Source organism: Martinezella tropici (assembly GCF_008370325.1).
GTDB lineage: Bacteria > Pseudomonadota > Alphaproteobacteria > Rhizobiales > Rhizobiaceae > Rhizobium > Rhizobium tropici_B.
Map to the genome: position 1 here is coordinate 1 of NZ_VNIP01000015.1, position 13,264 is coordinate 13,264.

General features: G+C 58.3%; 13 protein-coding genes and 2 tRNA genes. 8 read left to right on the top strand and 7 right to left on the bottom strand.

Translation table 11 applies throughout. The annotated features are described in order from the left end of the window. On the top strand, window positions 1-409 hold a 409-nt coding region (locus FP026_RS26250), incomplete at its 5' end, for a TOBE domain-containing protein (RefSeq protein ID WP_149637522.1). Window positions 410-727: 318 nt separating this feature from the next. Here the strand turns inward: FP026_RS26250 and FP026_RS26255 are convergent. The 3 genes from FP026_RS26255 to FP026_RS26265 all read right to left on the bottom strand — a co-directional run bounded on the left by FP026_RS26255 (window position 728) and on the right by FP026_RS26265 (window position 3,985). After that, window positions 728-1,642: an ABC transporter permease subunit gene (locus FP026_RS26255; protein WP_149637523.1), complete on the bottom strand. Its 915-nt coding sequence runs from the start codon at window positions 1,640-1,642 to the stop codon at window positions 728-730. 7 nt (window positions 1,643-1,649) lie between these two features. Beyond that, window positions 1,650-2,534, bottom strand: coding sequence for a carbohydrate ABC transporter permease (locus FP026_RS26260; RefSeq protein ID WP_149637524.1), 885 nt, complete (start codon window positions 2,532-2,534; stop codon window positions 1,650-1,652). A 98-nt stretch (window positions 2,535-2,632) separates the two neighbouring features. Beyond that, window positions 2,633-3,985 (bottom strand): extracellular solute-binding protein, encoded by a 1,353-nt coding sequence (locus tag FP026_RS26265; RefSeq protein WP_149637525.1) that lies wholly within the window; start codon window positions 3,983-3,985, stop codon window positions 2,633-2,635. Between the two features lie 318 nt (window positions 3,986-4,303). On the opposite strand from FP026_RS26265, the gene FP026_RS26270 reads away from it, so the two are divergent. Then, window positions 4,304-4,867 (top strand): sugar O-acetyltransferase, encoded by a 564-nt coding sequence (locus FP026_RS26270; RefSeq protein WP_149637526.1) that lies wholly within the window; start codon window positions 4,304-4,306, stop codon window positions 4,865-4,867. Here FP026_RS26270 and FP026_RS26275 read toward each other — a convergent pair. Further along, on the bottom strand, window positions 4,864-5,175 hold the full coding sequence (locus FP026_RS26275) for a hypothetical protein (protein ID WP_149637527.1): 312 nt from the start codon (window positions 5,173-5,175) through the stop codon (window positions 4,864-4,866). The two genes, FP026_RS26270 and FP026_RS26275, sit on opposite strands and share 4 nt — an antisense overlap. A 116-nt stretch (window positions 5,176-5,291) precedes the next feature. Between FP026_RS26275 and FP026_RS26280 the strand changes: the two genes are divergently transcribed. The 3 genes from FP026_RS26280 to FP026_RS26290 all read left to right on the top strand — a co-directional run bounded on the left by FP026_RS26280 (window position 5,292) and on the right by FP026_RS26290 (window position 6,580). After that, window positions 5,292-5,366: transfer RNA gene (locus FP026_RS26280), tRNA-Asn, on the top strand. A gap of 294 nt (window positions 5,367-5,660) precedes the next feature. Then, window positions 5,661-6,080: a DoxX family protein gene (locus FP026_RS26285; RefSeq protein WP_149637528.1), complete on the top strand. Its 420-nt coding sequence runs from the start codon at window positions 5,661-5,663 to the stop codon at window positions 6,078-6,080. A gap of 308 nt (window positions 6,081-6,388) precedes the next feature. Beyond that, window positions 6,389-6,580 carry a hypothetical protein gene (locus FP026_RS26290; RefSeq protein WP_149637529.1) on the top strand — a complete coding sequence of 64 codons (192 nt, stop codon included), beginning with the start codon at window positions 6,389-6,391 and terminating at the stop codon, window positions 6,578-6,580. Between the two features lie 719 nt (window positions 6,581-7,299). Here FP026_RS26290 and FP026_RS26300 read toward each other — a convergent pair. After that, the gene (locus FP026_RS26300; protein WP_149637531.1) at window positions 7,300-8,403 is read right to left on the bottom strand and encodes a porin; all 1,104 of its coding nucleotides are present in this window, start codon (window positions 8,401-8,403) and stop codon (window positions 7,300-7,302) included. A 695-nt stretch (window positions 8,404-9,098) separates the two neighbouring features. Continuing rightward, on the bottom strand, window positions 9,099-9,545 hold the full coding sequence (locus FP026_RS26305) for an acetyltransferase (RefSeq protein ID WP_149637532.1): 447 nt from the start codon (window positions 9,543-9,545) through the stop codon (window positions 9,099-9,101). 191 nt (window positions 9,546-9,736) lie between these two features. Between FP026_RS26305 and FP026_RS26310 the strand changes: the two genes are divergently transcribed. Then, a tRNA-Cys gene (locus FP026_RS26310) sits at window positions 9,737-9,810 on the top strand. A gap of 730 nt (window positions 9,811-10,540) precedes the next feature. On the opposite strand, the gene FP026_RS26315 is transcribed toward FP026_RS26310, so the two are convergent. Beyond that, on the bottom strand, window positions 10,541-10,966 hold the full coding sequence (locus FP026_RS26315) for a Rap1a/Tai family immunity protein (RefSeq protein WP_149637533.1): 426 nt from the start codon (window positions 10,964-10,966) through the stop codon (window positions 10,541-10,543). A 451-nt stretch (window positions 10,967-11,417) separates the two neighbouring features. On the opposite strand from FP026_RS26315, the gene FP026_RS26320 reads away from it, so the two are divergent. Further along, a complete protein-coding gene (locus FP026_RS26320; RefSeq protein ID WP_149637534.1) occupies window positions 11,418-12,086 on the top strand; it encodes a protein-L-isoaspartate O-methyltransferase family protein in 669 nt (222 codons plus the stop codon). Window positions 12,087-12,326: 240 nt separating this feature from the next. Beyond that, window positions 12,327-13,229: a PopZ family protein gene (locus FP026_RS26325; RefSeq protein WP_149637535.1), complete on the top strand. Its 903-nt coding sequence runs from the start codon at window positions 12,327-12,329 to the stop codon at window positions 13,227-13,229. The last annotated feature ends 35 nt before the right edge of the window (window positions 13,230-13,264 follow it).

Here is a 13,264-nt window from a genome sequence, read left to right on the forward strand (position 1 = left end):
CTCGCCGGCCATGAATTTCCTGGAAGGCACCTTCGCTGCCAATGGCGAACAATTCATCTTCGATGGCATTCCGATCGCCATCGACGCCAATATCGGCAAGCGCCATGCCGGCCAGCCGGTCGCACTCGGCGTCCGTCCCGAGCATGCGCGCCTCGTCCCCGCAGGCACGCCGGGTGCCATCCCGGCAACGGTCGATTTCGTCGAAGAACTCGGCGCCGGCCGCGTCATCCATTGCGATATCAACGGTTCGAGCTTTGCAGTCGCCGTTGCCGACCATACGACCGGTCAGACCGGTCAGTCGGTCGCGCTGGAGCTGCCGCAGCAGCACACCCATCTCTTCGCCCAGGATACCGGATTACGGCTCGACGCTGTTGCCTCCGTCACGCCGCTGAAGGTGCTGGCAAGCTGATTTCAGACATAACTTTTCAGCAAGTGCGCCCGGAAGTCTTTCCCGACTTCCGGGCTTTTTATTTGCGGCGCGTTCGCTTGGCGGTTGCTTGCCGCCAAGTGATTGCTCCAACAGAGAGCTATTCCTGCTGTAGCCGTCTACGGCGATGCAAACGCCAGCATAGCGAAGCATCGGAACGATCTCCGATGCCGCAACTGATTATGATGTATTCCTGGAGAGAAGCCGGCGGCCATATGGAAGTGCCGGCAGGATGCAGATCGATGCTCGATCACGAAAAGGACTGCCGCGCCGGTAGGTTCGACGCGGCAGATAAACCGATCACTTCTCGGTGGCGATCAGGCCGCGAACGAACCAGCGTTGCATCAGTACGACGACGGCAAGCGGCGGCAGCATGACGATCAGCGTGCCGGCCATGGCGATATGCCATTCCGGAAGGCCCCCGAAGTTCGGGATGAGCTGCTTGAGCTCCGTCACGGCAGTCATGTGCGCCGGCTCGGTGGTGACAAGCAGCGGCCACAGATACTGATTCCAGGCCCAGAGGAACATGATGGTGCCGAGTGCCGCCATATTGGTGCGCGACAGCGGCAGCAGGATGTCGATGAAGAAGCGCAATGCTCCTGCACCGTCCATGCGGGCGGCCTCGGTCAGCTCGTCCGGTATCGTCAGGAAGAACTGACGGTAGAGGAAAGTACCTGTCGCCGTTGCGACCAGCGGCAGGATCAAGCCGATTGAGGAGTTAAGCAGCCCGAGGTTCAGCGCGACCTGAACGCCAGTAAGCTTCTCGACGAGCCAGCTGATGCCGGTGATGTCGAGTAGTCCCTGGTAGGGCGACAGGACGTTCGCTATGACCGCATAGGTTGGAACAATACGCACTTCGAGCGGCAGCATCAGCGTTATGAAGATCAGCCAGAAGAGGATGGTGCGGCCCGGATAGCGGAAATAGACCAATGAGAAGGCGGTGATCGCCGAAATGATCACCTTTCCTACCGCGACGCCTCCCGCAAAGATCAGACTGTTCAGCAGCTTGGGGCCGAGATTGGCGGTGGTCCAGGCCGTCTTCACGTTGACCCAGAAGTCCGAGCCGGGGATCAGCGACATCGGCACCTTGTTGACGTCGGCGATATTATGGGATGCGGCGATCGCGACGATGGCGATCGGTCCCATTGCCACCACGAAGCCGATGAACAGAATCAGATGGGTGAAGAAATTAAGAATGGGTGTGCGCTCGACCATGTCAGCCTCAACCGTAATGCACGCGCCGCTCGATGAAGCGGAACTGGAAAATGGTGAGCACGATGATCAGAAGCATCAGAATGATGCTCTGCGCCGCCGCGCCGGAAAAATCGAGGCCTTTGAAGCCGTCGGAATAGATCTTGTAGACCATAAGGTTGGTCGAGTTGTGCGGACCCCCTGATGTCATGACGTCGATGATAGCGAAGGAATCCTGGAAGCTCTCGGTGATGTTGATGACCAATAGGAAGAAGATCGTCGGCGTTATCAGCGGGAACTGGATATCCCAGAAGCGCCGCAGCACGCTGGAGCCGTCCATCGCAGCCGCCTCGATTAGCGAGCGCGGAATGGCCTGGAAAGCTGCAAGGAAGAAGATAAAGCTATAGGCGATATACTTCCACGAGAACGCGGCGATGATGCTGGCCATGGCGGCGTTGCCGTCGAGGCCCGGGTCCCAGATTCCCGGCCACCACTGATTGACGACGGCGATGAGGCCCGCTTCCGGCGCCAGGATGAAACGGAAAGCCATTGCTGATGCGGGAGCCGCGATGCCGTATGGCCAGATCAGTACCACGCGGTAGATTTTCGAACCGCGCAATTGCCGATCGGTCAGGGCTGCAAATATGAGCCCGACTCCCATGGAAATACCGGTGCTGATGGCCGCGAAAGTGATGCTGATCGTGACCGAGTTCCAGTAATCGGAATTGGCAAGAATGGATTTGAAGTTATCGAGGCCAACCCAGATGTTGCCGCCGCCCCAAGGCTGCTGCAGCGTCAGCGACCAGAACACCGCCTGACCTGCCGGCCAATAGAAAAAGGTGAAGATGAGGAGCAGCTGCGGCACCGCGAACAGGATGCCGACGCTCCATTTGCTGAAAGTTATACGCTTTTCCATTGTCTCTTCCGGCTTGGGGGCCTGATGTCGCGCTTGCTCTGATAACGAACGTCCGCCGGGAGAACCCGGCGGACGCTGCTGTCACGAGGCTGTGCCGCTTACGGCAGCTGCTTGCCCTTGTAGGTGGCTTCGAAGCGGTCGAGAACGGCATCGCCGTTCTTGACGAGGTTGTCGATGCCTTCCTGGACGCTGACCTTGTTGGCGAAGATGGCCTGCATCTGGTTGCCGAACTCAGCGCGGATCTGCGTGAAACTGCCAAGGCGAACGCCGCGGGTGATCGGGGTCGGCTCGGAAGCGGTCAGGCTGGCGATGGCGACTTCGCGGCCCTTATAGGGAGCCTTATCATAGAAACCGGAGGACTTCATGAAGTCGAAGCCGGACTTCCTGACTGGGATGTAGCCGGTGTTGGTGGACCAGAACAGAGCGGTTTCGGGCTTGCCGATGAAGTCGAGGAACGCCGCAGCACCCTTGTATTCGTCAGCGGACTTGCCGGAGAGAACCCAGAGCGACGCGCCGCCGACGAGCGAATTCTTGCGCTCGGTGCCGGCGTAGACCGGAAGCTCGGCGACATCCCAGTTCATTCCGGCCTTCTGCGTCTTGCCGACCGTACCGTGGTCGCCGACCGAGGTCATGATCATCTGGCAGTCGCCGGCGGCGAAGGCCTGAACCATGTCCTGGCCGAGGTCCTTGGACTTGATCTTGACGAGGCCCTGGTCGTACCAGCTCTTGAGGTCGGTCACGTATTTGACGAACTTCGTCTTGTTGACGGTCAGGCGGGCGTCGAGGCCGTCATAGCCGTTGTTCTTCGTGGCGACCGGCTGATCGTGGATGGCAGAGAACTGCTCCATCAGCTGCCAGCTTTCGTTGCCGGAGATGTTGATCGCCATCGGGCAATCATAGCCGGCGCCCTTGAGCGCCTTCATGTCGTCGGCAGCTTCTTCCCAAGTCTTCGGAGCGGCAGTCTTGCCGATCTTGGCGAAGGCGTCCTTGTTCCAGTAGAGCAGGGCGGTCGAAGAGTTGAACGGGAAGGAGAGCAGTTCGCCCTTGGAGGTGGCGTAGTAGCGGGCGATACCCGGGAAATAGTCGTCCCACTTAACCTTGTAGCCGTTTTCGGACATCAGCTTGCTGACCGGGTAGTAGGCGCCCGAAAGCATCATGGTCGCGGTGCCGACGTCATAGACCTGGACGATCGTCGGCTGCTTGCCGGCGCGAAAGGCGGCAATGGTATTCTGCAGAGCGGCGTCGTAATTGCCCTGGCTGACGCAGGAGACTTCGTAATCCTTCTGGGAATCGTTGAAGTTCTTGCAGAGCGTCTCAACGACGCGCTGAAGATCGCCTGACAGGCCAAACCAGAAATCGAACTTGGTCGGAGCAGCAGCAGCAGGCAAAGCCAGCGCTACGCTCATAACGCCGGCAGCAGCGGCCGAAATGTAATTTTTAAGTTTCGACATAATCCCTATTTCCTTTTTGAAAGCTCGGAACCGGTGGCCTTGCGCAAGTCCGCGGTAGCGGCGTTATAGACAAGCTGTGTGACAGTTTGTTGAGGCCAAGAATCCCGCGTTTCCGGCCGAAATCAGGGATTTCGGGTAGACGATCTTTGAACGATCAAGCATTTGAGTCAATGCTAATCAAAGCGTGCAATATTAGCTGGTTCGCGTTGGGCTCGTCGCACGTTCGCGAGCCAATGGTTGGCCTGCTTGCTGCCTAACCGAGTGGTGATGCATCATCGCTTCGAGGCGAATCCGGAAAAGCATGGGAGGAAGGGAGCGATGGATCTTAGCGAGCGAGAGAAGATGGCGGCGGGGGAATGGTATTGCTGCTTCGATCCCGAACTCGACGGTTTGCGCTGGCAGGCCCGGGAGGCTGTGCATCAGCACAATACGATGTCGCCTGTCGAGCGCGGCAACCTCGGACCGGCTCTCGCTGCGCTCTTTGCCGATGCCGGCGAGAATGTTTTCATCGAGGCGCCGTTCCATTGCTCTTATGGCATCAACATCTCGCTCGGCCGGCGGGTCTATATGAATGCCGGCTGCACCATTCTCGACAGCGGCAGCGTCCGCATCGGCGATGGCAGCATGCTGGGGCCGGGCGTCCATATCTATTGCGCTGAGCACCATAAGGATCGCGAGCTGCGCGGTGCGGGTATCGAAATCGCGCGGCCGGTCACAGTCGGCAGCAGCGTGTGGATCGGCGGCGGTGCGATCCTTGTCGGGGGTGTGACGATCGGCGATGGCGCAATCATCGGCGCGGGCGCGGTCGTGACCAGGGATGTCGCAGCCGGTGCGACCGTTGTCGGCAATCCAGCCCGCGCGGTCGCTGCGGGGAGCGACTAGTTCGCCGGACGGCGCTTCTTGGCCCACCAGACGGCGAAGCGACGCCGCCAGCGGCGAACCATGGGCATATCGTGCGAGAGCACGATGAAGCCCAAGGGCAGCATCCAGAAGCCGAGTACCGGCAGGAAGCCGAGCAGGCCGCCGAAGATGAGGGCCACTCCCACACCCAGGCGGGCAAGGCGCGAGCGCGGCAGGGGAATTCTCACGGAGCCGAAAACAAGCTCGCGCGTTGAGGGATCAATGCCGAAACGGCGGGTTTTCCGGCCATTTCGATCGGCATTTTCGGTCGTTTGGCTTTGATCGGTCATCCACAGGAAATGGTGAGGCGGGGAAATAATGCAAGAGAATTCGATTTTTTTGAAAAAACCGCTTGGCAAATCGAGAAAGCATTTGTAGAAGCCCACTCACACCGCGCCAAGCGCATTCCCTGGTAGCTCAGCGGTAGAGCATTCGACTGTTAATCGACAGGTCGCCGGTTCGAATCCGGCCCGGGGAGCCACTTTCTTCTACAAACATTGCAATAGAGAGATAGTGGCGGTAGCGCCGCCGTTTCGCTGACCGATGGTCATCGCCTCGTGCAGATGGATTTGGCTGGCCTCCAAACGAGCAAAGCTTTAGCAGCGCAGTTTGGCAGTTTTATTGCACATGCTTCGCGCCGGTTATTTCTCGACCTTTTGCCTTTCATCCAGATCTCACCGGAAAACCGTTCTCATTGCCAGCCTTTCCAAGTCGTGGCAGGATCGCCGCGCTCATTGGACTGACTGGGACCGCAAGGGGACAGGGGAGATCTGGCATGGCGGAGAATGCAGTCGCTGAGAAGGCGGATACGCATCGCATTTCGTGGGCGGGATGGGCGCTCACGGTGATCGTGACCCTTATCTTTGCGGCCGACGCCGCCGTCAACTTGTTTTCGCCCGCCACGCTTACGGCGGAGATGATCGCAACCGGGTTTCCGGCCAATCAGGCGGGAGCAGTGGGGCTGATCATCCTCGTCTGCGCGGTTCTTTACGCTATTCCGCGCACCGCCGTACTCGGCGCAATCCTGATGACGGGCTTTCTCGGCGGCGCGATCTGCACGCATTTCCGCCTTGGAGAAATCGGCTCGCCGCCACAACTTATCAGTTTGCTTCTGGGAGTCATGGCGTGGGGCGGACTTTATCTTCGCGATGAGCGCGTCCGGCGCCTCCTGCCCATCCGCTCTGCGATCAGGTGAAAGTCGGCGCGCACATCATTCGCGGTTTTTGCGCCGCAATAACAATAACTTGCGCCGCACTCGACTTGCCCGGACAGTGCGAATGGTAGCGGGCTAATGAGAATGTGCCAATAAGATACGCCGGCAATCTCCAGCCGACATGACCGGGAGCCTTCCTGCGGATATATGTGGTATTTCTGAAAAAAATAGTTCAAGGTATGGTTGCTCTCGTAAGCGTGAGAACATGTTCATGCCGTCGATGCAATATGGCGCGTGAACATCCATGCGCGATCCGCGCAGCATAGTCCCCAATGCTTTAGAGGTTCGACATGAAAAACTTGTTTCTTGCTTCCGCAGTAGCTCTGGCATCGGTCTTCACCTTCAGCGTGCCGTCCGAGGCCGCTCCGATGCATCATCGCCACTATCACCGTCATCATTATCATCATCATTGCTATATGAAGAAGGTGAGACACAAGGTTCATGGCCGCTGGGTCGTCCGCAGGGTACGCGTCTGCCGCTGAGCGGTAGACAGTCGGAACTGGCGCAAGTTCCCTTCTGAAAACAAGTCGGCCGCTACCGGTATCTCAGGTAGCGGCCGTTTTTCTTTTGCTGTGATGTGAGGGGTGTCAATCACGCTTCGTTCGGGTTTGGCGAACAAGCGGGGAACATAACGCCATAGTCGGCGGCAATGTCGGGAATATCAGGGTCGAATCTCGAATATTACGCCGCCAGGGCGCCGATGGTAATAGCGACGGTCGTCCCGCCATCTGTCATCCCTCCGCCATCTGTCGTCCCAATGACTCCGTTCCCAGCGGCGCTCCCGCCAATGACGGCGATCATGATCGCGATCGCGCCAATAAGGCCGGCGGTCGTAATCCGGATATCTGCGTGTTCCGCGTTCCTGCACCAGAATGACGTTCGAAGCGGTCGATGAGCTGCCAAGCGAGGTAGACGCGGCGGGCAGGGCAGTCGACAATACGGAACCCACGGCAAGCGCAGCGGTCAAGGCGATTGAAGCGAGATGTTTCAAGGCGGTAACTCCTATATTCAGCCACGTCCCTTTCAGCGCTAAACGCCACGGTGACGACAAGGTTCCCCTCTCCGGTTGATCGGGAAGCCTTGTAACACGCGTTCCGATCGCAGGGTGGCTCTGCAATTTCCAGGAATTGCCGTCAAAAAGGGGGCCGGCAGGGAAAGCCGGACCCCTTCCTTCTCTGATCGGAGGTCAAGTCAGATCAGGTCAGAAGTTGCGTTCGAAGCGCAGGATGCCTGAAACGGTATCGTCGTGGGCATAGTCATAGTGAACGTAAGTCAATTCGGGCTCGACCAGCAGGTTCTTGACCGGATTGAACTTCAGGTTCGTGGTTGCTTCGAAGATCTTCGAGTCGGAATAGGCAAGCTGCAGGTTCCACTTCAGTTTGTCGTTGAACGGAACGCCAACGCCGCCCCAAACAGCCCAGTCACCCCAGCCGCACTTCGATGCATTGACGGTGCCGTTCGGCGCCGTGCAGGCGGAGACGTCCTGGTTGGTACCGGCATACTTGTTGAGCTTGTCGCCGTCTGTGTTCCAGCCGCCCATCAAGAAGGCTGTGAATGCACCGAAGTCGGCATCGATACGAGCCTTGATGGCACCTTCTTCGACGATCGAGTCATAGCCGCCGACGACCTTGAAGCCCCATGCACCGGACTTGAAGCCAGCACCGGCGACAACGTCGGGAGCATAGTGATTGGCCTTGTCGTCCGTCCACCAGCTTGCGCCGTAGGACGCGCCAGAACCGCTGGAGTTGCTGTCTTCGAGCGAGATCACTGCCGAGAAGCCGTTGCCCGCATCGTATTCATAGGTCAACTGGTTGAGCTCATACGGACCGTCATAGATCACGTCATCGTTGATGACGTCGCCGGCGTATCCGATATAAAGGTTGTACTGGGAGTCCTTCTTACCAACCGTGAAACCGCCGAGGCTGATATAGGACCACAGCAGGTTGGTGGAGGTGGAGCCGCCGTCGTTCCAGTCCCAACGAACGATGGTTTCGGTCTTCAGCGGACCGTATTCGGTGTCGGTCGCGGTGTCGACGTTCAGCTCGGCGCGAGTGTGCCACAATGTACCTTGGTGGCTGGCGCGGTTGTAAGCATTGTACCATTCACCTTCGGTACGAACCTTGCCGCCGATCTTGAGGCAGGTTTCCGTGCCCGGAATGAAGAAGTAGCCGGCACCGTAGGCGTCGCAGATGCGGACGTATTCGAGCGGCTCCGGCTCAGCGGCAACAATGGCGTCGGCCGCGTGAGCACCGGAAACTGCTGCGAGCGCAGCAGCGGAGCCGAGAAGAAGGCTCTTGATGTTCATAGTAACTCCAATCTTTCTTGATTGGGCATGAGATATCGCGCCGAAAAACGACGTGCCCAACCTCATCCCGTTCATGTTCCCTATTCAGTAGGTGCGAAGTAATAAGCTTCACGAACTATTTCGTGGACCTGCTTCGCTGATTTGGCAAGATACTAAGAGTTACGAACTATATGTGCCCTACTTGAAAGTGGGCATTGTTGCAAAAATGACGCAATTCGTTAGCCGCGACCGACCGCGGCCGCTTTTGATCTCGTCAGCACGACTTCTGCCTTTTGAGCGCGGAAACGGCTGGAATTGGGTTCGGGCGAAGGGAATATGCGAGCGGCGGATGCAGAAAGGAGGGCTGCCGTCGTATGATCATCGTCATGCCGCGCACCGATTCCGGCCGATCGACTATGGGTGATCGCTATGGCCTCTTACAAAATCGAGGCTTTGAGCCGCGATTGCCGAAATGATTCTCCCAAGAAAGAAATCGGAGAAAGGCGTTTCCTGAGCCGTCCTGACGGTGGTGCGTCCGACGACATTACTGGGGGCGTATTCTCGTCGGACGCGGCACTGTCCGGTTCGGGGGTGGCATCCAAACCGGTAGTACTGATTCTAGCATCTACCGTAGGTACCTATAACCTACCTGAATGGACTGGCGGTGAGGTTGCTTCGGGACAAGGCTCTTGCGAGGGCAGCTTGCACCATTCCGACTATGCCGCTTTCTGCCACCGCATATGAAGGATCGGGTAGGGGCGTCCCTGATCGTCCAGTTCCGCGCGCCCCGTTACCACAAAGCCAAGCCGTTCGTAGAAACCCGTCGCGGCGGAATTCTGCTCGTTCACATCGACTGTGACGACATCTTTGCCCATGCGGAAGCCATCGAGAAGCAAGCGCCCAAGGCCCATGCCTCTGCTATCGGCATGGACGAAAAGCGAATCGATGTTGTTTCCGGTCACTCCCAGAAAGCCGTGCGGCAGGTCATCATTGTCCACCGCGACGGTGAATTCCGCGTTCGGCAGATAGTCTTCCATGACCATCCTGGCGATCGCCTCGCGGTCCGCGGGATCAAGGAAATGATGGGTAGCGTCGACGGATGTCCGCCATATCTCATAGTTACGCGCGGTATCGTCGGGTCTGGCTGGTCGCAGCAGGAGCATATCGGAATTCTCGAGGTCTTGCTTGAAATCGCGGGATGGTTGTTTAAGGTCCGCAATGCGACGGGTAAAGCCGGTTGCGCGGGAAGGCGCAGTTTTAGAAATCGAAGAGGACATTTTTCAGAAATTGCCTCTTGCGGTTTTCTTTGGATCATTCTAAATCCGCGCCACCACAACGCAAATTGTTTTCGGATGGCCTCGTGGCGGAGTGGTTACGCAGAGGACTGCAAATCCTTGCACCCCGGTTCGATTCCGGGCGAGGCCTCCATCCTTCCCTTCAATATCGATAGACCATTGAATTCGGCTCGCCTATTTGAAGGTGTGGCAGTTTGTTGCCGCTTTAGCCTTCTTTGCCTCGGGTCGTGCCCTTTGAACTGCCTGACGCGATCCATTTGCCGGTCGTTCGGCGGGCACAGCTATCCAGACCGTCGTCTTGGACTGCGGCGCATGTTAGCGGCAACCTGTTCGGATTATGTCGTCAGAATAAGCAACGCGACGCCAAGCAGCGTTAGAGCTCCAAAGATTGGCAGCAACATCTTCATTATCAGCCGAGTGAGCTTTTTGCGCTCGCACGACATCAGCGTAGACCACTGCGACCTCGGTAATTCCATGGACATTCCCCCGTCGCAGCGTCGCATTCGAAACTGCAATGACGCTTAAGGTACAGAGGAGATGGTATTTTTGCAGACTTGGCGACGATAGCCTCGTGAAGCTCAACTGAGTGTTGTGGCGATCATCGCGTCCGGAAAAGCAAAAGCGGTCCAGTCTAGGGAAAAAACTGGGCCGCCTTTTGCTGGACTAGAGGTCAATCAAATTCAGCGCCCTAATTATAAGTTTACCTTATTAATTGTCAACAGGAACGGGATGTGGCGCGGCCCAGTGGCGTGGGCCAAGCAAAAGCATTGTTCCACGGGTCCATATGCAGGGAGCGGGATCTTTGCCAGGGTTCAATTGCTTATACGGGAGTTCAAAGCCGCCGCCACAGCCATCAGGAATGCCTATTCCTCAAGGCATGGAAAGGCGAATTTATAAGCGCGTGCAATCAGCGAGCTGGCAGGTCGTTCGAGCTGCCATGAGTGTTCCGCCATCCACTTGCAGGCGATCGCGGTTGCCTTTGCGTTGCTGAGATCGGGCGGCAGACAGAAGGCGCCGACGAATTGCTGGAGATAGCGCTCATAGCGGGACGAGTTCTTCGGCGTCTGCTTGGTGGCGCGGATCGTCAGGTTTTTCGTCCGCTGCGCTTCGTCGAGAATGCCCTGTATATAGACCGAGGCAAGCGTGCGATCTTCTTCGCACCATTCGTCGAGCTGTTTGCCGGTCACGACGTGTCCGATGATGGGCGTCGCCTCCCGCGGCGCTTCCTCGCTCAACGCGGCCTGGGGCAGGAGAAGGAGAAGCGCTGCGAGGGAGAGCGAAAGCCTCATTCGGAAACCTACATCATGGAAGAAAGACTGGCAGCCAGGAAGACCACGAGCGGCAACGAGGTTGCAACGAAAAGAACGAGAGAGACAGGCATCCCAGTCACCTTCTATTCGAATTTAGTCTTAACCCGAAGGGCTTCGGGCCGGAAGGTTGATCTGTGACCACACTCGGGCGGTTCCAGGTTACGAAGCGTGGTCCTGCGAAGTTAACATTTTGCTAACGGATGCTCCGATCCGAGGCGCGGCGAATTGCGCGATGTCGTCGGTAACGGGCTTTGTCGAGAAGTTCGGATCCGTATTTCAAGGCGCCGATTGTTGTGCGTGGGCGACGCCCGGCCATGAATCTCCGCCCCGGTTGCCGCAATGCCTTGAAAGCGTGACGTCAGGCGATTAAGACACGCATAACAGAAAGCAGAGCAGGCCCGTTCGGGCATGAAGGGCGCAAGAGGACAAGATGGATTTCGAAGCAGCGCGCGTGAAGATGGTCGAGAACCAGATCCGGACGACGGATGTCACCTCCCATTCCGTGTTGAATGCCTTTTTGACGGTACCGCGCGAGAATTTCGTGCCGGAGAAGTCGAAGCTCCTGGCTTATATCGACAACGACATCGAGATCGCCGCCGCTACGGCCGGCAAGCCGGCCCGCTTTCTCATGGAGGCATCGCCATTGGCAAAACTCCTGCAGCTTGGCGTCATCACCAAGCAAGACAAGGTTCTCGATGTCGGCTGCGGTACCGGATATGTCGCCGCCATCCTGTCGCTGCTTGCCGAAAAGGTGGTCGCCCTCGAAAGTGATGAGGAGCTTGCCGCTCAGGCCAAGGCCAATATCGCCGCACTCGGCTATGACAATGTCACGGTCGTCACCGGCGATCTCGAAAAGGGCCACACCGGCAATGCCCCCTATGACGTGATTTTCATCGATGGCTCGATCGAGCAGCTGCCGCAGGGACTGCTCGACCAGCTCGGCGAAGACGGCCGCCTGATCACGGTCATCGGTTATGGCCATGCGGCCCGCGCCACCGTTTTCATGCGCGAACGCGGCGTCTTCTCGGAAAACGTCTTTTTCAACGCATCGATCAAGCCGCTGCCGGGCTTTGCCAAAGCCAAGGAATTCGTATTCTGATTTTCAGAACGGTCTGATGATCCAGCTTGCGACAGGCGCCTCCGGGCGCCTGTTTTTTATTGCCGCCGCCTGTGGCAGAATCGCAGGCAGCGAAGCGATTCGTCGTGGTCGTAACAAAACTGTGCATCACCGGGTTTAGTGCTTTGACGGTGATTTTTTTCCCGAGGGCAGTCATCTAGGGTGGCCCTGATTCGGGTGCCGCGTCGGCGTGTTTCCGGTCGTTGAATATGGAAAACGGGGATGAATATGGCTCAGCCAAATGTAGTGCGTGAACCGTCCATGGAAGAGATCCTGGCATCGATCCGCAGGATTATCGAAAGCAACGAACCTGTGGGCGCCAAGCCGATTTCTTCCCCTCATCTTGCCGCTTCCAACATGCGCGACGACGATATTCCGTTGACCGTGGATGAAGAGTTCGCTGCCGCGGATCGCGCCCGCGCCGCGGAGCAGGACCCGCGTTTCATCGCCGCAAATTCGCAAATGCCCGTTGCCGAACCGGATGGTGCCGGTCGTGGCCTATCGCTGGCGGATGTCGCAGCGCGTGTGCGCGCCGCTTCCGAGCGCAATGCCGCCGCGTTGCTGAATGCCGGGCGCGAGCCCCCGCAGCCGCGTGAATTGCCGCCGGCCATGGCCGCGCGTCTTGCCGAAGTCCATGTCGAGCCGATCGCCGATGTGCCGTTGCGGCATGCCATTACCGATATCGCAGCGCCGGCAGCTCCACTGGCTACGCAGGCTGCGGCAGACGTTGGGGGCGAGTCCGAAATGGAGGACTTGCATCCGACGGTAGACGTCGCCGCGCCCCAAATGGCCGCGCCTCAGGCAGCCACGCCTGCCGAAGCACCGGTTTTCGAGGCTCCGGAGCCGACCGCAACCGTTGCGGCGGAGATGGAAGCGTCCTTGCCGCCGGCCCAGCTCGTGTCTGCATCACCGCTGATGTCAGAAGCAGCCGGCGCGCAGGTTACCCGTTCGTTTGAAGAGCTGGCCGCCATCGTTGACGGCGGCCCGCGCCGCTCCCTCGATGAGCTGGCTCAGGAGATGCTGCGGCCCATGCTGCAGGAATGGCTCGACGACAATCTGCCGACCCTTGTGGAGCGCCTCGTGCGTGAGGAAATCGAAAGAGTGGCCCGCGGCCCGCGTCGCTGATAGCCTGAGCTTCGGGTAACCGATCCGCCGCTCCG

What these genes read in the sequence shown, in the direction of transcription:
- FP026_RS26255 (WP_149637523.1), bottom strand. Translation starts at nt 1,642, where the DNA reads ATGGTCGAGCGCACACCCATTCTTAATTTCTTCACCCATCTGATTCTG.
- FP026_RS26260 (WP_149637524.1), bottom strand. Translation starts at nt 2,534, where the DNA reads ATGGAAAAGCGTATAACTTTCAGCAAATGGAGCGTCGGCATCCTGTTC.
- FP026_RS26265 (WP_149637525.1), bottom strand. Translation starts at nt 3,985, where the DNA reads ATGTCGAAACTTAAAAATTACATTTCGGCCGCTGCTGCCGGCGTTATG.
- FP026_RS26270 (WP_149637526.1), top strand. Translation starts at nt 4,304, where the DNA reads ATGGATCTTAGCGAGCGAGAGAAGATGGCGGCGGGGGAATGGTATTGC.
- FP026_RS26275 (WP_149637527.1), bottom strand. Translation starts at nt 5,175, where the DNA reads ATGACCGATCAAAGCCAAACGACCGAAAATGCCGATCGAAATGGCCGG.
- FP026_RS26285 (WP_149637528.1), top strand. Translation starts at nt 5,661, where the DNA reads ATGGCGGAGAATGCAGTCGCTGAGAAGGCGGATACGCATCGCATTTCG.
- FP026_RS26290 (WP_149637529.1), top strand. Translation starts at nt 6,389, where the DNA reads ATGAAAAACTTGTTTCTTGCTTCCGCAGTAGCTCTGGCATCGGTCTTC.
- FP026_RS26300 (WP_149637531.1), bottom strand. Translation starts at nt 8,403, where the DNA reads ATGAACATCAAGAGCCTTCTTCTCGGCTCCGCTGCTGCGCTCGCAGCA.
- FP026_RS26305 (WP_149637532.1), bottom strand. Translation starts at nt 9,545, where the DNA reads ATGCTCCTGCTGCGACCAGCCAGACCCGACGATACCGCGCGTAACTAT.
- FP026_RS26315 (WP_149637533.1), bottom strand. Translation starts at nt 10,966, where the DNA reads ATGAGGCTTTCGCTCTCCCTCGCAGCGCTTCTCCTTCTCCTGCCCCAG.
- FP026_RS26320 (WP_149637534.1), top strand. Translation starts at nt 11,418, where the DNA reads ATGGATTTCGAAGCAGCGCGCGTGAAGATGGTCGAGAACCAGATCCGG.
- FP026_RS26325 (WP_149637535.1), top strand. Translation starts at nt 12,327, where the DNA reads ATGAATATGGCTCAGCCAAATGTAGTGCGTGAACCGTCCATGGAAGAG.